This window comes from Clostridioides sp. GD02377 (assembly GCF_045899875.1).
Lineage (GTDB): Bacteria > Bacillota > Clostridia > Peptostreptococcales > Peptostreptococcaceae > Clostridioides > Clostridioides difficile_A.
In genome coordinates, this window is sequence record NZ_JBJODA010000012.1 from 1 (window position 1) to 20986 (window position 20986).

Consider the following 20986-nt stretch of genomic DNA (forward strand, 5'->3'; position numbering starts at 1 on the left):
CCACTACCAATAGCTTGTAGTGTACTTCCCTCAAGAGGAATAGTCGTTGAAGTTTCTCCTATTAGGAGCTTACCTGCTGATTGCCCATTTTAAAGTACTTAGGGTTTAACCTTATACCATCTAACCAATTTTTTCTACTTTCGTAACTTTCACACTTAGGTTTATTTCATCCTTATGTTTTAGTTTGGTTAGCTTTAGGGGTTTCCAGCAATTCAAGTAGTATTGGATAGGTTCTATCCTATCTCTACATATAAGTTTCCCTATATGCTGACTATTTTGGCTACTAACTCACGACTAAAGTCACAAGTGTGCGTAGCTATTTTTTAATCAATATCAAAACGAATTGTATAAGTAAAATATTTAAAAATACAGTTATAATTAGAATGGAGCCTGATTACTTTGATATTATAAATGCGGTTAATTCTGCAAAGATATATGGTGATAATATAGGCATTATAATGCATTCAGAAACAATAGAATTGATAACAGACAAAGTTGACATAATTAAAAATATCCTTAATCTACATAAACTTAAAATATATGCTTTTGAAACTATAGATGACATTCATAACCAAGTAATTTGTGGAAAATTCGATGGTATGGATGCAATGGTGGGCGGAGGAATAGCTGCATTAGAAAGTGGTACATCAAATAAAATGCCTGTAGTATTTGTTAAATCAAGTAAAACTTCTGTAATTGAAGTAAGAAAAAAAGAAAGAAAACAATTAGAAAGTCTAAAATTAATTGTAAACTATATATCAGAAGGTGTCATGGCAATTAATGGTGATAAAGTGGTACTGATTAACTCAACCTTAGAAGATATCTTAGGTATTAAAAATGTTCTGGTGTTTAATAAAAAAATTGTTGACATAAACAACACAATAGCTGATTTTTTAAATAAAGAAGGTAAGGACAAAGAAATAATCAAAATTGATAAGTCAAATTTTCTGATAGAAAAATCCAATCTTAATGAAAGTGGTTTTGCAGAAAAGATATTACGTTTCCATAACGTTGAAAAAATTCAAGAGCAAGAACAGAAAATTAGGTCAAAATTGAATGCTAAAGGATTTGTAGCAAAGTATAATTTTGATGATATAATAGGAAAAAGTAATGCTATTAAAAATGTTATTAGTTCTGCACGCATCTATGCTTCAACAGATGCAAGCATTCTAATATCTGGAAATAGTGGTACTGGAAAAGAATTATTAGCACAAAGTATACATAATGAAAGTAACAGAAAAAATGGACCTTTTGTACCTATAAATTGTGGAGCAATTCCTGAAAATCTTCTTGAAAGTGAATTTTTTGGTTATGAAGAAGGAGCATTCTCAGGTGCAAAAAAAAATGGAAAAAAAGGCTTATTTGAACTAGCTCATACAGGAACAATTTTTTTAGATGAAATTAATTCTCTACCAATTTCTCTCCAGAGTAAATTGTTAAGGGTAATATAAGAAAAAGAATTTAATGGAATAGGTTCAGATTCTATAATTTCAGTTGATGTTAGAATAATAGCAGCTACAAATCAAGATATGAATAAATTAACTCGCAATAATAAATTCAGAACTGACTTGTATTATCGTTTAAATCTATTAAATTTGAACTTACCTACTCTCTCTGACAGAAAGGGAGATATTGAGATTTTATCTATTCATTTTTTAAATTACTATTCAAAAAAATACAAAGTAAACATTCCATATTTAGAAAAACATGAATTGGATATATTAACAAATTATAATTGGCCAGGTAATGTTAGAGAATTAGAGAATACTATTCATAGATTTGTACTTCTTTATGGCAAAGAAAATAATAATAATAATAATTTGATTTATAATTGTTTAGAAAATACAACTGATGTTATGGAAAATAATGTTATAGAAGACAAAAAAGAAAGTAAGGAGATTATTAAGATACACAGAGATACCCTTGAAGTAATGGAAAGAGAAATTATTTTATCTTATTTAAATGAATGTAAATGGAATAAACAAATAGTGGCTGATAAGCTTGGGATATGCATAAGTACTTTATGGAGAAAATTAAAAGAATCTAAGTAAATCTTCTAATAATTATTAAACTTATTTGATAAGAAAAGGTTGTATGTAAATGTATTTTTATACAAATCTACTTACAACCTTTTCATAAATAAATATTATTTTTAATTTATTATTATAATTTATTTAACTAAAAAGATAAATGTTTATCTATAGTTAACCATTAATATCTTCTTTCTATAAAACCAACTTTTTTATAAACTTTTCTAAGAGTCTTTCTAGCTTGTTTTTCAGCTTTTTCTGCTCCCATACTATATATTTTTTCTAAATAATCTTTATTATTAAGAAGGTCCGCATATCTTTCTCTTATAGGTCTTAAACTTTCTGCTACTACTTCAGCCACATCTTCTTTAAATACTCCATAACCTTTACCTTCATACATGTTTACAATCTCTTCCACACTCTTTTTGCTTAAATTAGAGTATATATCAAGTAGATTTTTAATACCAGGTTGCTCATCAGTATATTTTACAACACCTAAAGAATCAGTAACACTTCTCTTTATCTTTCTCTTTATAGTATCTGAATCATCTGCTAATAATATAAAGGCATTTTCATTTGAATCAGATTTACTCATTTTCTTAGTTGGCTCTTGTAAACTCATTACTCTTGCTCCGCCTTTTGGATAGTATCCTTCTGGAACCACAAATGTAGGTGAGAATCTATTATTAAATCTATTTGCTAAATCACGAGATAACTCTAAATGTTGTTTTTGGTCATCTCCAACTGGAACCAAATCAGTTTGATATAATAATATGTCAGCAGCCATAAGGACTGGATAAGTAAACAAACCTGCATTTAGATTTGCTTCACTTTTTTGTGATTTATCCTTAAACTGAGTCATTCTGCTTAATTCTCCCATATAAGTCATTGTACTTAATACCCACATAAGTTCAACATGCTCTTTAACATGAGATTGAATAAATATAGTATTTTTTTCTGGGTCTAATCCACAAGCTATATATTGAGCAAGCAATTCTATAGCATTAGCTCTCAAAACTTTAGGGTCCTGAGGTACTGTTATTGCATGTAAATCAACTATACTATAATAGCAATCATAATTATCTTGAAGTTCAGTCCAGTTTTTTATAGCTCCTATATAATTTCCTAAAGTCATTTTCCCTGATGGTTGTGCACCACTAAATATAACTTTTTTTTCACTCATTTTACTTGTACCTCCTTATATTTATATTGATTTTAACATATTTAAAACTATATCCTTAGAATTGTTGGCAGCATCGTGTACAAATACATCATACGTAACATCAGCACTTCCATCTGCCTTATCAGACATTGCTCTTATTATTACGAATGGAGTATTATTTAGATAACATACATGAGCTATAGCTCCACCTTCCATTTCTCCACAATACCCACCAAAATCATTTACTAATTCATCTTTTAATTCTTTAGAATTTATAAATTTATCTCCTGTAACGACTCTTCCTTTCAGTACTTTGTGAGTCTTTACTTCCTCTACAGAAGATTTGTAAGCAGCATCTATAAGTCTTTCATCTGCTTTAAATACAGAAGTCTTCATTCTTGGTATAACTCCCTTAGGGTCTCCAAATGCTGTAGTATCTATATCATATTGTATAGCATCAGTCGATATCACTATGTCATTAACATCAAGATTTTCGTTCAAAGCACCTGCTACACCTGTATTAACAATAGCATCAACTTTAAATTCACTTATTAGTATCTGTGCACAAAGAGCAGAATTAACTTTACCTATACCACATTTTACTAATACTACATTTTTTCCTTCTAATGTTCCTTGATGAAACTCTAAACTAGCTTTTTTTACAGTTTCTTTAATATCCATTAGATTAACTAAAATACTTACTTCTTCATCCATTGCACCTATAATTCCTATTATGTTCATTTTTCCTCCTAAATTTTCTATATTAAAAAATCCGTCCTAAATCAATAGGACGGATATATTTTCCGTGGTACCACCTAAATTTATATATACTCAAAGTTGAATATATATATCTCAATATATGCTGTAACGTGCACACACGATATCAGATACTCTGTAGCCTTAAACTACATTTCACCTTACTCCTTAAAGACCCATTCAATAAACACTTTTTATTAAGTTCTCAGCACCCTTAACTCTCTGTACAAAAGTATATTTATTTACTATTTCTTATCACAGGATTAAATTTATTAATTTCTTTATTTTATAATATTCCTTACACTATAAATTGTCAACTATATATTATAATATCCAAAAGAAATTACTAAAATACATTTTTATTTAGCTATTTTCTTTTCATATCTATTCCACAACCATATACCAGATAGTATAACTAGAAGACCTCCACCAATCATCTCTATCTCATATATGATATTTTCAGCAAATGTAGGCATAACTGGTGCTGCAGATAATAGTATACCAACTACAGTTACTACTAGAACCATTTTCGCTAAACCTATACAAGTACTTGTTGATTTTGCCATAGTATAAGGTCTAATTTCATCTGGTCTCTCTTTTCTTAATTTAATATAAGAAGCATATAATAACACATATGGGAATAAAGCAGTTAATGCTGTCATAGTTACAAGAACATTATATATAGCATCAACAGAAGGCATTAATGTAGTCACTAATAATATTATAGTAACTATTATTGCTTGAAGTATAACAGCTTTAGAAGGTATTTTATGTTCATTTACTTCTACTAAGCTATCTGGGAATACTCCTTTTTTGACACTACCAAATAACATTTTTATTGGTGATGCTATGTAAAGAACTATTGCTCCTAGTATTGAGAAAGCTATACCAAAAGCTATTAATTGAACCAACCAAGAGCCTATTCCTAAAGATTGACAAACAGCTGCAAGTGCATCCAATACACCTTTAGAAGCAGTAATTTGGTCTGGTGGTATTATCATTGTTATTGCAATTGAACCTAATACATATAATGAAGCTACTATCCCAGCTGATATTAATATAGCTTTAGGGAAGTTCTTTTCAGGCTTATCTATCTCTGTTATAAAGTTAGCTGCAGTTTCTGCTCCTGCTAAACCAAACATTATAGCTGATATAGCGACAAATGCATCCATGTTAAGCTTTGGAGTCATTGAAGCTATTGTATATGTTGAAGCTATATCATGTTTTTTCAATACAAATACTGCTACAAATGAAAATATTATAAGTATAGCACTTGGTATTGTTGAACCTAATGCACCTGTATTAGTAAATATCTTTGTAAAACTTATTCCTTTAGTTGCTATAAGAGATAATGCCCAGAATATTACTAAAGATAATATAAGTACAAACATCTTATTATCTGCAAGTGCTGGATTTCCTATTGTATAAGAAACATTTACTGCTAAAAAAGTTAAGAATGAAGAATACCAAAATATTTTAGCTGTCCAATTTAGCCAAGAAACTAAAAATCCATATTTTTCTCCAAAGGCTTCCTTAACCCAATCATATAAACCTCCATCACCTTTTTGATATGTAGAAGCTAATTCAGCACAAATTAAAGCTCCTGGTACAAAATATATAAATGAGAATAATAACCACATAGGTATTGCACCTAATCCTAAACCAAAGCTTGATGCTGTAGATTTAGCTATCCATCTGATACCATATAAAGCTGATACATTCATAAATACCAAACTCCACAGGCCTATTTTTTTCTTTTCCATCCTAATTTAAATTCTCCTCTCTATTAATTAGTTAAAAGTTGATTTCAAAATTGATAAAACAGATTCACTGTCATTAAATCAATAGCATTCAGAGTTTTTAAATTATTAAGGTCTTTTATTAAAAAAATCTAAATACTTTGAAATCAAATTTTATTAAAAGTGGTAAATCTCAAAAGCTCTGCCACTTTAATTCTAATCATACTAAATTTTTAAAATTGTTTCAATATTATTTTAATATAAAATTTTATTTGTTATTTTTCATGATGATATAAAAAACTTAAAATCACAAATTTATATCTTTTATTTATTATTTTTATAAATTTTTCACAATAAAAAATAATTTACCTCTATATTTAATGTAAAAGTGACGATTAAATTTAATATAAAAAATATATAACAAAAATTTTTTATATTTCTAAAAGAAAAGTATACTCTTTTTTGTTTAATAATGCTAAAATTGATTTGTATTAAATTTTGATTAGGAGGAAATTATTATGAAGACTCAAAGATTGAATGCTGTACTTGAACAAATGAAAAAAGATGATATTTCTCAAATGTTGGTAAGTGACCCTACTTCGATATTTTATCTAACAGGAGCACTAATCCACCCAGGCGAAAGATTATTAGCATTATACCTAAATTTAAATGGAAATAATAAATTATTTATAAATGAATTATTCCCTGTTACAGAAGATTTAGGTGTTGAAATGGTTTGGTTTAATGATACTCAAAATCCAGTAGAAATAATAACTGAACATATAGACAAAAATGCTACTATGGGTGTTGATAAAAACTGGCCAGCTAGATTCTTATTAAGCTTAATGGAATTAGGTGGAGGAAGCAAATTTGTAAATTCATCTTATATAATAGATACTTTAAGAATGTGTAAAGATGAAGAAGAAAAAGAATTAATGAGAATAGCTTCAAGATTAAATGACAAGGGTATGGAGCAACTTAAAGCTACTGTTTCTGGTGAACTTACAGAGAAACAACTTGTTGGTAAATTATCTAAAATATATGAAGATTTAGGTGCTGATGGATTTTCATTTGACCCTATTATAGGATTTGGACCTAACGGAGCTAACCCACATGGTGAACCTGGAAACGCACTTGTAAAACCAGGAGATGCAATAATATTAGACATAGGTTGTATAAAAGACAATTATTGTGCTGATATGACAAGAACTGTATTCTATAAAGAAATACCTGAAAAAGGTAGAGAGATATTTGAAATAGTTCTTGAAGCTAATAAGAGAGCTGAAGCTATTGTAAAACCAGGAGTTAGATTCTGTGATATAGATGCTGCTGCTCGTGATTACATAACTGAAAAAGGATATGGACAATACTTCACTCATAGAACAGGTCACTCTATCGGACTTGAAGTTCATGATAAGGGAGATGTATCTTCTATAAATACAGATACTGTACAACCAGGAATGATATTCTCTATAGAACCAGGTATATATTTACCAGGTGAATTCGGAGTTAGAATAGAAGATTTAGTACTTGTTACTGAAGATGGTTGTGAGATATTAAATAAATATGATAAAGAAATATGTGTAGTTGGTTAATTATAAAATTAACTTACTAAAATTAAAACAAGCCATATAAGAATGCTTTAAGCATTTTTATATGGCTTCAATTTTTCACATCATGATTTATATAGCAGTAATTAAAATTGCACCTTTTGAAGTATATGTACCCATAACTGAGCCAACTTCACAGATTACAACATCTTTATATTTTACATCTTTCTCCATAACTTCCCTTACTTTTTGAGCCTTCTCAGGACAGTTTGCATGTCCTATAAATAAGACCTTTTCTTCTCTATCTTTAATCTTGGATTCTACTAAATTAATCAACTTTTTCAAGCTATTCCCTTCACCTCTTGCCTTATCTATTGGAGTTACAATACCATCTGCAACTTGTATTATAGCCTTAAAATTCAATGTATTTATAATTTTTCCTGCTATAGGGTTTATTCTTCCACCCTTGATAGCATTTTCTAATGTCTCTAAAGTCCCCAAAAATGGTGGATTATCTTTGTATTTATCTATTATTGAAACAACTTCTTCGATTTCTTTTCCTTCTTTGATTAATATTGCTGCTTTTAACACAAGTTGTCCTATTCCAATTGACCCACTAAGTGAGTCTATAACCTCAATTTTTTTATTGTTCCCTTCCTTTTCAAACATATCTTTTGCCAAAAGTGCACTATTATAAGTACCAGATAGTCTTGAACTTATATTAATCACCAATATACTTTCTTCCTGACAATGATATGCTTCTAAAAATTTATCAGGTGAAGGACATGATGTTTTTGGTAGTACTTTGCTTTCACTCATTTTTCTATAGAAAGTTTCATTATCTATTTCCTTTCCAGATATATAACTTTCTTCTCCAAAAGATACATTTAAACCAACAACTTCAATGTTGTATTTTTCTATTATATCATTAGGTAAGTCACATGCACTATCCACTATCAATTTTATTTTATCCATATTAACCTCACTATAAGATATTGTTTTTATTTATTCAGTCGGTCGTACGACCGATTTAATTACTATTTTATATTTTGAATGAAAAAAAGTCAATAGATATAGATTCTTGCTTTATTGACAATAAATATCCATAAGCTTATAATGTTATTAATTTGTTATAAATATACATAGAAAGGTAGGTTTTATGAAAACAAACAATATGAAACAGGCTATTTTATCATCTGCAACCAATTTAATAGCCAAAAATGGAGTTCAAAATACTAGTCTTGCTGATATTGCAAAAGATGTAAATATAAGTAAAGGTACTTTGTATTATCACTACGCATCTAAAAATGATATTATATATGATATTGCAGACACTCATTTAGAAGTTATAACCAGTGCTATATTAAACTGTGTAAAAAACGTCAAATCAAAAAATTCTCAAATAGAAATGGTTAATTTAATCTTAGAGAAAATATCTACTATAGAAAGTCGTGGTAGAGTACATATGTATCTTATTTGTGAAGCAATTACTTCAAATGATGATTTGAAAGAAAGAATGAGATTAAAATATATTGAATGGAGAACTACTCTTAAATCTGAAATTGTTGAGTCCTTAGAAAAATACAGTAGAAGTGAAAATGAACAAGATGCTGAATCATTTTCCTTCTTACTTATGTCTATAGTAGATGGTTTAGTTGTCCAAAGCTTATTAAGGACAGAAAAAATACCTTATGAAAATATAGCTTCTTTTTTAGTTAACCATTGGATTTAAATTTAATGCTTAATATGTAACAAAAGTGAACTATTAAATTCTTTGAATTTAACAGTTCACTTTCTTATTTATTATTAATAATTTTATTTAAAACATTTAATTTTTATTTAAACCTTCATGGAATCACAAAATAAAAATCTTTTATAAATTTTAAATATCTCTATTTATGTTCATGCGTATGTCCATCTGAGTGTTCATGCCCATGTGTATGTGCATGCTCATGACTATGCTCATGAGTCCCTGAGAAACCATCCTCATGATTATGGTCGTGACCTACACCATTTACGTGTTCATGTCCATGCCCATGACTATGAGAATGTTGATGTGAATGCTCATGATTATCTCCTCCACAACAGCCTTCTCCCCCAGTTCCACAACATCCACTTGTGTGTGGATTATGGTGATTTCTTACTACAAATCTCTCTCTTAACATATTCTTATACCTCCTAGTATATTATTGAGTACTTCATGTACCCCATTAATTATAGTATACATCTAACTAGGTGCAATCACAATACATATGGTATTTTTTAACATTGCCATTTTAAAGAAACTTATCTTTAAAACCTCCTCCTTTTACTTCTTCCACATTATTAACAGAAATAAAGGCTTCACTATCCATATCATAAATCAAATCTTTAAATTTACCTATCTCATTTGCAGATATTATACAATAAATCATTTTTTTCTTATTTTGTGTATATGCTCCTTCTGCCTCTAGAAAAGTTACTCCTCTTCCCATCTTATTCATTATTACTTTGGATATTTCATCATATTTATTAGATATTAGAAGTATAGATTTTTTTCTATCAAAACAATCCTTTGCTATGTCCATTGTAAAAGAAATTATATACATAGCAATTAAAGTATACATTACCAACTTAGCTCCAAATAAAAATGCACCTGCACATACTACAAAGAAATTTATAAATAAAAATGTATTTTTCATAGGTATATCGTACTTTCTTTTCATTATAGCTGCTATTATGTCAAGACCTCCAGCAGTAGCTCTTGCTTTAAAAGTCAACCCCATACCTATTCCAGTTAAGGCGCCACCATAAATACACTGTAGCATAGTGTCATCTATTGGAAAATATTTAGCAATATCCTGTGTTAATCCAAGAGCAACAGAAAATAACAGCATATTAACAAAGCTTATTAACAAAAATTTATTGTCAAAATACTTTTTAGCTATAATAAATATTGGTATATTCATCAAAAAACTGGATATTCCTTGATTTATACCAAATAACTTATATAATATAACACAAATCCCAGCTACTCCTCCACTTAATAACTTGGCTGGTGCTAGATATAAATTTATTCCTATGGTTGATAGAATCATACCCAATATAATAAGACCATATTGTAAAAATATGTTATTATCAATACTTAGCTTTTTACTTTCACCATACATCAAAACGCACCCCTTTGCATAATAAATAAACCACCCTGCATTATACACAATAAATTTATAAATAAATTTATCAGAAGTAGTTTACTCTAAAATATTATTCATCCTCACTTAAACGTTTATTCACTAATATTCTATCACATACTATAAATAATTTATATGATTTATATAGATTTATTTACTGTAAATTTTGGAATATTTCAACATTTTATCGAATAGATAATTATACTGTATTAAAAAATCCCTATAGAAATTTATAAACTAATTTCTATAGGGATTTTAATTAACTAACTATTATTTTTATTTTTTTGTAACTTTTATACCTGTCATATGGTCATTTAAGTTTTGTTCTTCTAAAGATTTATCATCCACTCTGTTTATTTCTAAAGCTAAAGTCTCAGACTTGATATATTCATCGAAATGGTCAACAGCCTTAGCAATTTCATCATCACCACAGTAATCTATCACTATATTATCTAATACTTCAAAGTTATTAGATTTTCTTAATTGCTGTACTTTAGATATAAATTCTCTAGCATAACCTTCATCAACCAATTCTTCAGTTAACTTAGTATCTAGTATAACGAAAAGATTGTTTTCAACAGATACATTAAATCCTTCTTTAGCAGTTATACCTATTAACACTAAATCCTTATTAAACTCAAAAGCTTCACCATCTAAATCAACTGTTAAACTTTCACCATTTTCAAGTTTATTAACAGCTTCATGTGCATTTAATTTATTTAATGCTCCTACAAATAAATTCATCTTAGCACCTAGTAATGGCCCTGCTGCCTTAAAGTTTGGTTTTAGACTAAAGTTCATGTACTCATCTAAGTCCTTAGCAAATACTACCTCTTTAACATTAAGTTCTTCTTTTATTAAATCAACTACATCACTTATTGTATCTTCAAACTTACCATCTACTAATACTTTTTGTAATGGTTGACGAACTTTTATTCTTTCAACCTCTCTTGAAGCTCTACCTAAAGTAACTAGATTTTTAGCTAAATCCATTTTTTCTTCTAATTTAGCATCCATTAATTCTTCATTAGGCTTAGGATATTCAGCTAAGTGAACAGATACTTCTCCTGTTAGATTTCTGTACATTTCTTCTGACATATATGGTGCAAATGGAGCTATAGCTCTGCAAAGACCATGTAATAATTCATAAGTTGTATTATATACTGCTTTTTTATCTTCTGTTAACTCAGTTGCCCAGAATCTTCTTCTTGAACGTCTGATATACCAGTTAGATAAATCATCGTTTATGAAATCTTGTATCATTCTTAAAGTCTTATTTAATTCAAATATAGCTAAATTTTCTTCTACATCTTTCATTAAGTTATTAAACTTAGATAGTATCCATCTATCAAGTTCTGGTCTATCTTTATATTCTACAAAGAATTCAGTTGGATTTATATCATCTGTATTTGCATATAAAGTGAAGAAGTTATATACATTCTTCATAGTTCCTATAAATTTACTTTGTATTTCTTTTAATCCATCCATATCAAATTTAGTTGGAGTCCATGGTGGAGAAACATATAGTAGATACCATCTTAATGCATCTGCTCCATATTGGTCAAATAACTCCATTGGATTTACTGTATTTCCTCTTGATTTACTCATTTTCTTTCCTTCTTTATCAAGTACAAGGTCTGGAACTAACACACTCTTATATGGTGCTTTACCTAATACAAATGTTGATACTGCAAGTAATGAGTAGAACCAACCTCTAGTCTGGTCTATACCTTCTGATATATAATCAGCTGGGAATAATTGGTCAAAGTTCTCTTTATTTTCAAATGGATAGTGGTGTTGAGCAAATGGCATAGCCCCACTATCAAACCAACAGTCTATAACTTCTGTTACTCTTGTCATTGGTTTTCCACATTTTTCACATTTTAAATGTATATCATCTACATATGGTCTATGAAGTTCAACTGTCTCTGGATTTACATCTTCTATAGCTTTTTCAGCTAATTCAGCTCTTGAACCTACTGAATCTGTATGACCACATTCACATCTCCATATAGGAAGCGGAGTTCCCCAATATCTAGTTCTTGATATTGCCCAGTCATTTAGATTTTCTAACCAGTTTCCAAATCTCTTTTCACCTACAAAGCTTGGGAACCATTTTACACCATTGTTATTTTCTATTAATTTATCTTTAAGTTTAGTCATCTCTATATACCAACTTGGTTTTGCATAGTATACTAGTGGAGTTTGACATCTCCAACAATGCGGATAGTTATGAACTACTTTTTCTTTACTATATAATTTATTTTCAGAAGCCAGCCATTTTATTATTTCAACATCTAGCCCATCTTCCATTACAAATTTACCTTCCCAAGGAGTAGCTGTAAATTTACCAGTTTCATCTACTGGTTGTACAACTGGTAAATCATATCTTTTACCTGTATTATAGTCATCTTCACCAAATGCTGGTGCTGTATGAACTATTCCAGTACCATCTTCAGTAGTTACATAATCTCCTACTGTAATGAAAAATGCTTTTTTGTCAACTTCTACAAAAGGCATTAATTGTTCATATTCTAATCCTTCTAGGTCTTTACCCTTCATTTCTTCTAAAACTTCATAATCTTCACCTAGTACTTTATTAGCTAAAGGTTTAGATACATAATATACCTCGTCACCTTTCTTAACTTTTAAGTAATCAACATCAGCATTTACTGTTAATGAAACATTTGATGGTAAAGTCCATGGAGTTGTTGTCCATGCTAGGAAATATTCATCAGCATCTTTTTTCTTAAATTTAGCTATAACTGTATTAGTTTTTACTTCTTTATATCCTTGTGCAACCTCATGACTAGCAAGACCAGTTCCACATCTTGGGCAATAAGGAAGTATTTTATGACCTTCATAGATATATCCTTCTTTGTTGAATTTATTAAGTATCCACCATACAGACTCTATATAGTTATTGTCTAAAGTTATATATGGATTATCTAAATCAACTTCATAAGCCATTCTCTCAGTCATTATTCTCCATTGTTTTTCAAATGAGAAAACTGATTCTCTACATTTTTGGTTGAACTCAGCTATTCCATACTCTTCTATTTGTTGCTTACTAGTAAGACCTAATTCTTTCTCTACTTGTATTTCAACTGGTAATCCGTGTGTATCCCAACCAGCTTTTCTCTTTACTTGATAACCAGACATTGTTTTATATCTACAAACTGAATCTTTAAGTGTTCTAGATAAAACATGGTGTACTCCAGGATTTCCATTGGCTGTAGGAGGCCCCTCATAGAATACAAAACTTGGGTCATTTTCCCCTTTTTCTAAAGTTTTTTCAAGTATATTTATATCTTTCCAATAATCAAAAACTTGTGCTTCTGCTTGTTTTACTGAACTGTCTACTAATGGCTTAAATTTCGCCATATAAATCACCCTTTCCTATAAATATTATAATTCCAAAATTTTTTATTCTTTCACATAAATTTAAATACTAAAAAACTCGCCCCCTTTAAACAAAGGGACGAGTTATAAATCGCGTTACCACCCTAATTCTATATGTGAATTTAATTCTATCCACATATAACACTCTAATAGTATAACGGTACTAACCGGCACAGCTTAATAGAATTTAATCGTTCAGCCTGCAGCTCAAGAGTGATTTTTACCTTTATAAATTCATTGGTTCTCAGCATACCCAATTCTCTGTAAAATTATCTAAAGATAATTGTCTCTATCAACGCTTTTAAAAATTTATCTGTGTTTATATGAAATTCTATAACAAATAATTTGAATAGTCAATATATTTTTGAAAAATATAATAATTTCTATTTTTCTTACATTTTTATCCTATTTTAAATTTTTGTTATAGATTTCTCAAACTTCTACAATAATTTCACCTAAAAATCCAATAAATCATAGCTTTATTCTAGAGTTGTAGCAGCTTCATCATTACTATAATTATACACTGTTGTTCCTTCAAATGCATTTACACATTTTTCATCTACATCATAAAAAATTTCATCAACACTTCTTATCTCATCTTCTAATAGTGATTTAAATTTATTTCTAAATATCTTAAATTCTTTAACTAAAGCATCATACTCTTTTCTTATCTCTATAACACGATTATTGGCTTGTTCTATAATTTGTCTAGCTTTTAAGTCTGCCTCTTCAACAATTATTTTAGCTTTTTTATTAGCCGCGCTACAAGTGTCTTCTGCTGCACTTTGAGCAGTTATTAGAGTAGCTTTTAATGTCTCTTCAATATTTTCATACTTGTTTACTTGGTCTTGATATAATCCTAATTTTTCTTTAAGAGCTGTATTTTCTCTACATAGAGATTCATAATCTTCTTTAATGATGTCTAAAAATTCATCAACCTCTTCATCTCTATACCCTCTTAAACCTTTTTTAAACTCTTTATTTTCTATCTCAATTGGAGTTAGCATTACATTTCCTCCCAGCTATAATTTAAATTAGTCCTTATACAATTAATCTTGCTTGAACTTTTATTTTACCTTTTTTAGTAATATCTCCTATTTGTGTTACATTAGCTCTTCCTTTGCCTCTAACAGAAATCAAATCATCATTTTTAACTATTTTAGAGGTTGAAGTTATCTTTTCATAATTGACATGGACTTTTTCTCCATTTATGTATTTTGCACTATCTTGTCTAGATATATTGTAAAGACCACTTATGACACAATCTAACCTATCTGAAGATACTGTAAATGATACTTCCTTATATTTTGAAGAACTATTAACAATGTTTTCTCTGGAAATTTCCTTTACAATTACATTATTTCTCGAAACTTTCTCCAAATTCACGATTATAAAATCGCAAATATCACTACTTACAATTACTTGACAAAAGCTATCATGTATAATTATATCTCCAATTTTTTCTCTTTTTATACCTAGACTCATAATTGCACCTAAATAATCTTTATGAGATATATTCTTAAATTTGAAATTCCCTTCTATCTGTAAAAATCTAAGAGTATCTTCTATATCCTCATATTCCATGTAAAATGGATAAATAAATACAGTGCTTCTTTCAGCTTGTTCATAACCTCCATCCACACTGTATTTTATTTCATTTGTAGAATTTAATATCGCTACAGCATTTTTCACTTCATATGGATTAAGAAACTCAGTAAACTTAACATCATAGTTTTTTATACAACTATTAGCCTTGTCTATTACTTTAAACATTTTATTTTTCAAGTCTATATCCTTTATGTGATTTGTTAATTTTAATTTATCCATTCTATCACCTTAGAATATAACCAATACTAATTGTCTTAGGAACATCAATAATACTATTGCAATTAAAGGAGAAAAATCTATAGGTCCGTTTGTGTATCTGTACATTATTGACCTTATTGATCCTTCTATTGGCTCTGTAAGATTTTCTAAAATCTCGAAAATTTTGCTTTGTCTTCCATTTGGAAACCAAGTCATCAAGCTTTTTATAACTATCATCCATGCTATTATATCCAAAAGATAATAAAGTGCAATTCTTATTGTTCCCATATATTAACCGCCTTTTTACTATTTATTTTGCCAAGGGAAGAATGCTTTACTTTCTAATTCTTTTTTCATATTTGCATCTATATCCACATTATTAGGAGCTAGTATAAATATTGATTTAGAAACCTTTTGTATACTTCCATCTAAAACATAAACTGCTCCATTCATAAAGTTAAATATAGATTTACGAACTTCAGAATTAGTCAACCCTTCCAAATTCACTATAACTGCCCTTCTTTGTTTTAGATGGTCTGCTATAGTTGCAGCTTCATCATAAACTTTAGGTTCAACTATTACAACTTTCATTTGACTTGTTGTATGTAAATTTACAATTTTATTTGCTTTTGCAGTACTAAATCCACTATTTATTTCTTCTTCTTGAACTATATCGTCCATACCACCTTCATATTCTTCTTCAATGTAATCTTCTTCTTCATCAACTATCCAGTTCTTAAATTTAGATATTATTCCATTTGACATTATTAACTTCCTCCTTAGAATTTATTCAGATTTGAGTAATTATTTTTTATTGTAGTTTCTTTCTCCAAAGATTGATGTTCCAACCCTAACAATGGTAGCCCCTTCCTCTATAGCAATCTCATAATCATGACTCATTCCCATTGACAAAGCATCCATTTCTACATTAGGTATATTTAGCTCTTTTATTTGTGTTGATAAATCTTTAAGACCTTTGAATACACCTCTTATTTCATTTTCATCTTCTATAAAAGGTGCCATTGTCATTAGACCTTTTATCTTTATATTTTTATATTTTTCTGACACTTCTTTGACAAAATCTATAACTTCATCTTTATCAAGTCCATGCTTAGATTCTTCTTTAGATATATTCACTTGTATTAAGCAATCTATCTCTCTATTTATTTGCTCTGCACGTTTCTGAATCTCTTCACATAATGCAATTCTATCTAAAGAATGTATCATACAAACTTTATCTATTATGTACTTAACTTTATTCGTTTGCAAAGTTCCTATCAAGTGCCAGTTTAATTTGTCACCTATAATATCATACTTTCTAGCCAATTCTTGAGGTTTATTTTCACCAACAGAAGTAATTCCTTCATTCATTGCCTCATTAACTAAATCCACATCCACAGTTTTTGTGACTGCTAAAAGGGTTATTTCTTCGCTATCTCGATTTACCTTTTTTGCAGCCTTTTCAATTTTACTTCTTATCTCAGATAAATTATCTTTAATAGAACCCATTACTATCACCTACTTTATCCTTATATTTGTGTTTATACAATTAGGTCTTAAAATTATTTTGTCATATAGATTAACACTTGTCACCCCATTTATGTCATTTTTATAATAATCCACAAATACAGAAGATTCATTTTCATAAGTTATTCCTTCTAATATGACAAATTTTACACTTTGTGATTGTTCATCAATTACATATACACCACGTCTATTGTCTTTTGTTTTTATAGAAGTTTTAGGTATTTTTAAACACTCCATCTGATTATATATTATATCAAATTCTTCGACACTTGTATCCTGATTTGAAACAATTTGGTTACTTATTTTTAATTTTAGCATTATTTTATTATTATTTTTATATATTTTGTAAACTTTTGCATCTATTTTTTTCTTACGATATTCAATTGCTACATTTTGATTTTTTTCAAAGTTCTTAGAATCTTCTTTACTTATGTATGCTGATAGATAATTACTTTGGTCATTAGCATCTTTTTCTATATTTCCTTCCACATGAATCTTTGCATCAAATTTTTCTACTTTTAATACCAATGTATCTACATTTTTGCTAATAATCATTACTAAAACATTAAATACTAAATATATAAGAATACCAAGTATCATCAATCTGGTATATTTAATCTTTTTCAAAAACTCTCCCCCTATAAAATTTCTATCATTATAAGTACTTCTTCTAAAAAATGTTTATTCCTTTTTTATAGGCTAATATTTTATGTATTAATAATTGTTTTTTTCATATTAAATTTATTTTTTATCAATCTTCCTATACAAGACTGTATTATTTATATATAATTATATTATAAAGTATAAGTTTAATTTACATTTTACATCTCAAACTTACTTTATATTCTTTTATAGTTATTTTTATTTTTAGATGCAATATAAAACCAATTAAAATTTAAAATGACTTTTGTTTTGTTGATATTAATTTATTTAGGCATTCATGCATTAGGATAACGTTATCACAACAAAGGTTTATGTCCTAAAAAAAATACAAGGAGGATTTTCTTATGTCAGAAATTTTATTAGGAACAGGTTTACTTTTATTGGTTCTATGTTGTTTCACAATTTTTAGTTACAAAGCTCCATATGGTATGAAAGCTATGGGAGCCTTAGCAAATGCTGCATGCGCTACTTTTTTAGTAGAGGCATTCAACCTTTCTTTACTTGGTGATGTTCTAGGTATGGAATTTTTTAGAAGTGTTGGTGCTGCTAATGGTAGCCTTGGTGGAGTTGCTGCTGCTATACTTGTACCTTTAGCTTTAGGAGTATCCCCAGTTTATGCAGTTTTAATAGGACTATCATGTTTAGATTTCTCTATATTATCTGGATTCGTTGCTGGATACTTTGTTTCTTTCTTAATTAAGTTTATAGAGAAAAAAGTACCACCTGGAGTAGATTTAGTAGTTGTAATACTTTTATGTGCTCCACTATCTCGTTTTATAGCATCAAATGTAGACCCATTAGTTAATAGTACACTATTACAAATTGGACAAGTTCTAATAGAGGCTACTAATATTAGCCCTATAATAATGGGAATTATATTAGGAGGTCTGATAACAGTGGTTGGAACATCCCCACTTAGTTCAATGGCTCTTACATCTATAATCGGTCTTACTGGTCTTCCTATGGCAATAGGAGCATTAGGAGCTTTTGGTTCAGCTTTTATGAACTCAACACTATTCGCAAGATTAAAGTTAGGTTCTAAAAAAGATATTATATCTGTTGCTATTGAACCCCTGACTCAATCAGACATAATTTCAGCTAATCCAATACCAATATATTCTACTAATTTCTTTGGAGGAGCTTTTTCTGGTATCATTGTAGCTTTGATGGGTCTTGTAAACATGACACCAGGTACAGCTACACCTGTGGCTGGATTTGCTATAATGTTTGCCTATAATCCAGTTAATCAGGTTCTTATAACAGCTGGGCTATGTGCTTTATTTAATGTAATTGCAGGATTTGTAGGCTCAAAAATATTCAGTACCTTTAAAGTTCTTACTGCTGACAAAATACGTGGTACTGATGTAGAAGAAGAAATTGCTTAAATTTATAAGATTTATAAATTTATATTTTAAGTCAATATTTTAAATAGTAGAGTTTTATATTGTAGCAATTTTATTTATTGCAAGCGTTTTATTTTTTATTTATATTTATAATTATTATGTGTGTTGAATATTTAGATAAATTTTTATTTTTTAACTTTTTTATTTTTTAATTTAGTTTTTTATTTAGTTGATATACCAAACATCAAAAATTAGTATAATTACTATTAGATAGCATAACTTTTAAAATACATAAAAAATTTTATATTAATTAGATAGTATTAAAATAAAGCGATATATGACCATTTTACTAGGTTATATATCGCTTTATTATCATAATTTTAATAAATAATTTTTAGAATTATTGTTTTAATTATAATTTTTTAATATATGAATATCTTTAATTCAGTTTTATAAATATTACTATATGTAAACATACTTAGTTTTTAAATGAATGTATAGGAGCTGGAATTCTTCCTCCTCTTTGAGTAAATAACTCAGACGAATTTGTATTTATAGGCATTACTGGTGCTCGCCCTAAAAGACCTCCAAATTCCACCATATCACCTACGTCACATCCTGGAGCTGGTATAATTCTAACTGCTGTAGTTTTATTATTAATCATACCTATTGCTGCCTCATCAGCTATCATAGCTCCCAGTGTACCTGCTGTAGTACTTCCTGGAACAGCTATCATATCAAGACCTACAGAACAAATAGCAGTCATTGCTTCAAGCTTATCTATACTCAAAGCACCTTTGATAACAGCATCAATCATACCCGCATCTTCTGATACTGGTATAAATGCACCACTTAGACCTCCAACATGTGAGCAAGCCATGACTCCACCTTTTTTAACAGCATCATTTAAAAGAGCCAACGCTGCTGTAGTACCATGAGTACCAACAACTTCAAGACCCATTTCTTCTAATATATTTGCCACTGAGTCTCCAATAGCTGGTGTAGGTGCTAATGATAGGTCTATTATTCCAAATGGTACATCCAGTCTACTAGAAGCTTCTTTTGCTACCAATTGTCCAACTCTTGTAATTTTAAAGGCAGTCTTCTTAACTGTCTCTGCTACAACATCAAATGGCTCTCCTTTTACCTTTTCTAAGGCTCTTTTAACAACCCCAGGACCACTTACACCGACATTTATTATCCTATCAGCTTCACCAACACCATGGAAAGCTCCTGCCATAAATGGATTATCTTCAACTGCGTTACAGAATACTACTAGTTTTGCACAACCAAATCCCTTTGCATCTTTCGTTAATTCTGCAGTTTCTTTTATAATTTCTCCCATTTCTTTTACTGCATCCATATTTATACCACATCTTGTAGAACCTACATTTACTGAAGCACATACCTTATTTGTACTTGCCAAGGCTTTTGGAATTGATTTAATTAATATCTTATCACCCTTTGTATACCCTTTTTGAACCAATGCTGAGAATCCACCTATAAAATCTATACCTAAATCCTCTGCAGCTTTATCTAATGTCTGTGCAAACTTTACATAGTCACTTTCATCTGTTGCACCTGCAATAATAGATATTGGAGTTACTGATACTCTCTTATTTACAATTGGAATACCATATTCACGCTCTATTTCTTTTCCAACTTTTACTAAGTCTTTAGCAGAATTCATAATCTTGTTATATATTTTCTCTCTAGCCTTATCTCCATCAGGGTCTATACAATCTAATAAAGAAATCCCCATAGTTATAGTTCTTATATCTAATTGTTCTTCATCTATCATTTTGATTGTCTCAAGTATATTTCCTACATTCACTATT

Annotated in this window: 18 protein-coding genes, 1 pseudogene and 2 other annotated features; of the genes and pseudogenes, 5 read left to right on the top strand and 14 right to left on the bottom strand. The window is 29.1% G+C overall.

All coding sequences use genetic code 11. The features are described 5' to 3' along the window. Nucleotides 1–308 precede the first annotated feature (308 nt). Both Q3304_RS11850 and Q3304_RS11855 read left to right on the top strand, forming a co-directional pair. Nucleotides 309–1586 (top strand): annotated as a pseudogene (locus Q3304_RS11850) (sigma 54-interacting transcriptional regulator); the annotation flags it as partial. Nucleotides 1587–1931: 345 nt separating this feature from the next. Beyond that, the gene (locus Q3304_RS11855) at nucleotides 1932–2051 is read left to right on the top strand and encodes a helix-turn-helix domain-containing protein (protein ID WP_236730102.1); all 120 of its coding nucleotides are present in this window, start codon (nucleotides 1932–1934) and stop codon (nucleotides 2049–2051) included. Between the two features lie 160 nt (nucleotides 2052–2211). On the opposite strand, the gene trpS is transcribed toward Q3304_RS11855, so the two are convergent. The 3 genes from trpS to Q3304_RS11870 all read right to left on the bottom strand — a co-directional run bounded on the left by trpS (nucleotide 2212) and on the right by Q3304_RS11870 (nucleotide 5711). Beyond that, the gene (trpS, locus tag Q3304_RS11860) at nucleotides 2212–3213 is read right to left on the bottom strand and encodes a tryptophan--tRNA ligase (RefSeq protein ID WP_054277264.1); all 1002 of its coding nucleotides are present in this window, start codon (nucleotides 3211–3213) and stop codon (nucleotides 2212–2214) included. A gap of 21 nt (nucleotides 3214–3234) precedes the next feature. Beyond that, on the bottom strand, nucleotides 3235–3933 hold the full coding sequence (locus tag Q3304_RS11865) for a 5'-methylthioadenosine/adenosylhomocysteine nucleosidase (protein ID WP_407813696.1): 699 nt from the start codon (nucleotides 3931–3933) through the stop codon (nucleotides 3235–3237). Between the two features lie 42 nt (nucleotides 3934–3975). Further along, nucleotides 3976–4216 (bottom strand) — a binding site (T-box leader). Between the two features lie 91 nt (nucleotides 4217–4307). Continuing rightward, entirely contained in the window at nucleotides 4308–5711 is a 1404-nt protein-coding gene (locus Q3304_RS11870) for an APC family permease (protein ID WP_407813695.1), read from the bottom strand. 494 nt (nucleotides 5712–6205) lie between these two features. On the opposite strand from Q3304_RS11870, the gene Q3304_RS11875 reads away from it, so the two are divergent. Continuing rightward, nucleotides 6206–7282, top strand: a complete 1077-nt coding sequence (locus tag Q3304_RS11875) for a Xaa-Pro peptidase family protein (RefSeq protein ID WP_054277266.1) — start codon at nucleotides 6206–6208, stop codon at nucleotides 7280–7282. A gap of 87 nt (nucleotides 7283–7369) precedes the next feature. Here the strand turns inward: Q3304_RS11875 and Q3304_RS11880 are convergent, their stop codons facing one another. Then, nucleotides 7370–8212 carry a DegV family protein gene (locus Q3304_RS11880; protein WP_074178492.1) on the bottom strand — a complete coding sequence of 281 codons (843 nt, stop codon included), beginning with the start codon at nucleotides 8210–8212 and terminating at the stop codon, nucleotides 7370–7372. Nucleotides 8213–8396: 184 nt separating this feature from the next. On the opposite strand from Q3304_RS11880, the gene Q3304_RS11885 reads away from it, so the two are divergent. Then, nucleotides 8397–8969 carry a TetR/AcrR family transcriptional regulator gene (locus Q3304_RS11885; protein ID WP_054271191.1) on the top strand — a complete coding sequence of 191 codons (573 nt, stop codon included), beginning with the start codon at nucleotides 8397–8399 and terminating at the stop codon, nucleotides 8967–8969. A gap of 160 nt (nucleotides 8970–9129) precedes the next feature. Here Q3304_RS11885 and Q3304_RS11890 read toward each other — a convergent pair whose 3' ends face one another. The 9 genes from Q3304_RS11890 to Q3304_RS11930 form a co-directional block, all read right to left on the bottom strand. Then, nucleotides 9130–9402 (bottom strand): hypothetical protein, encoded by a 273-nt coding sequence (locus Q3304_RS11890; RefSeq protein WP_054271192.1) that lies wholly within the window; start codon nucleotides 9400–9402, stop codon nucleotides 9130–9132. A gap of 111 nt (nucleotides 9403–9513) precedes the next feature. Beyond that, a complete protein-coding gene (locus tag Q3304_RS11895) occupies nucleotides 9514–10386 on the bottom strand; it encodes a YitT family protein (protein ID WP_074178493.1) in 873 nt (290 codons plus the stop codon). A gap of 297 nt (nucleotides 10387–10683) precedes the next feature. Continuing rightward, on the bottom strand, nucleotides 10684–13791 hold the full coding sequence (gene ileS, locus Q3304_RS11900; protein WP_219673189.1) for an isoleucine--tRNA ligase: 3108 nt from the start codon (nucleotides 13789–13791) through the stop codon (nucleotides 10684–10686). 90 nt (nucleotides 13792–13881) lie between these two features. Next, nucleotides 13882–14114, bottom strand: a binding site (T-box leader). A gap of 174 nt (nucleotides 14115–14288) precedes the next feature. Next, on the bottom strand, nucleotides 14289–14816 hold the full coding sequence (locus Q3304_RS11905; RefSeq protein WP_003426928.1) for a DivIVA domain-containing protein: 528 nt from the start codon (nucleotides 14814–14816) through the stop codon (nucleotides 14289–14291). Between the two features lie 34 nt (nucleotides 14817–14850). Further along, the gene (locus Q3304_RS11910) at nucleotides 14851–15636 is read right to left on the bottom strand and encodes an RNA-binding protein (protein ID WP_054271195.1); all 786 of its coding nucleotides are present in this window, start codon (nucleotides 15634–15636) and stop codon (nucleotides 14851–14853) included. A 9-nt stretch (nucleotides 15637–15645) separates the two neighbouring features. Beyond that, nucleotides 15646–15903 carry a YggT family protein gene (locus tag Q3304_RS11915; protein WP_407813694.1) on the bottom strand — a complete coding sequence of 86 codons (258 nt, stop codon included), beginning with the start codon at nucleotides 15901–15903 and terminating at the stop codon, nucleotides 15646–15648. 18 nt (nucleotides 15904–15921) lie between these two features. Beyond that, nucleotides 15922–16380, bottom strand: a complete 459-nt coding sequence (locus Q3304_RS11920) for a cell division protein SepF (RefSeq protein WP_021385412.1) — start codon at nucleotides 16378–16380, stop codon at nucleotides 15922–15924. A 39-nt stretch (nucleotides 16381–16419) separates the two neighbouring features. Then, nucleotides 16420–17124, bottom strand: coding sequence for a YggS family pyridoxal phosphate-dependent enzyme (locus Q3304_RS11925; RefSeq protein ID WP_054271196.1), 705 nt, complete (start codon nucleotides 17122–17124; stop codon nucleotides 16420–16422). A gap of 9 nt (nucleotides 17125–17133) precedes the next feature. Next, nucleotides 17134–17769, bottom strand: a complete 636-nt coding sequence (locus Q3304_RS11930) for an HlyD family efflux transporter periplasmic adaptor subunit (protein ID WP_407813693.1) — start codon at nucleotides 17767–17769, stop codon at nucleotides 17134–17136. A 380-nt stretch (nucleotides 17770–18149) separates the two neighbouring features. Here Q3304_RS11930 and Q3304_RS11935 point away from each other — a divergent pair, with 380 nt between their 5' ends. After that, nucleotides 18150–19190, top strand: a complete 1041-nt coding sequence (locus Q3304_RS11935; RefSeq protein ID WP_054271198.1) for a PTS sugar transporter subunit IIC — start codon at nucleotides 18150–18152, stop codon at nucleotides 19188–19190. Between the two features lie 436 nt (nucleotides 19191–19626). Here the strand turns inward: Q3304_RS11935 and Q3304_RS11940 are convergent, their stop codons facing one another. Beyond that, nucleotides 19627–20982 carry a PFL family protein gene (locus Q3304_RS11940; RefSeq protein WP_021385371.1) on the bottom strand — a complete coding sequence of 452 codons (1356 nt, stop codon included), beginning with the start codon at nucleotides 20980–20982 and terminating at the stop codon, nucleotides 19627–19629. Nucleotides 20983–20986 lie beyond the last annotated feature (4 nt).